General features: G+C 62.5%; 1 protein-coding gene. It reads left to right on the plus strand.

Features of this window, described 5'->3' with window-relative positions:
• A partial coding sequence (dctP, locus tag EOD29_RS32030) for a TRAP transporter substrate-binding protein DctP (RefSeq protein WP_206520557.1) occupies positions 1-269 on the plus strand: 269 nt, incomplete at both ends.

Raw genomic sequence — 269 nt, forward strand, 5'->3', positions numbered from 1 at the left:
CAACCGCGTCTCGATGGGTCCGTTCAACGGCATCGTGCCGGAGACGCCGGTGCCGTCGCTGCCCTACATGTTCCGCTCCGTCGGCCAGATGCGCCATGTCATGGACGGGCCGATCGGCGACGAGATCCTCAAGGCTTTCGAGGCGCATGACCTCGTCGGCCTCGCCTTCTACGATTCCGGCGCGCGTTCCTTCTACAACACCAAGAAGGACATCACCTCGATCGCCGACCTCAAGGGCATGAAGTTCCGCGTCATCCAATCGGACGTGT

Origin of the sequence: Mesorhizobium sp. M1A.T.Ca.IN.004.03.1.1, assembly GCF_003997555.1 — a bacterium.
Lineage (GTDB): Bacteria > Pseudomonadota > Alphaproteobacteria > Rhizobiales > Rhizobiaceae > Mesorhizobium.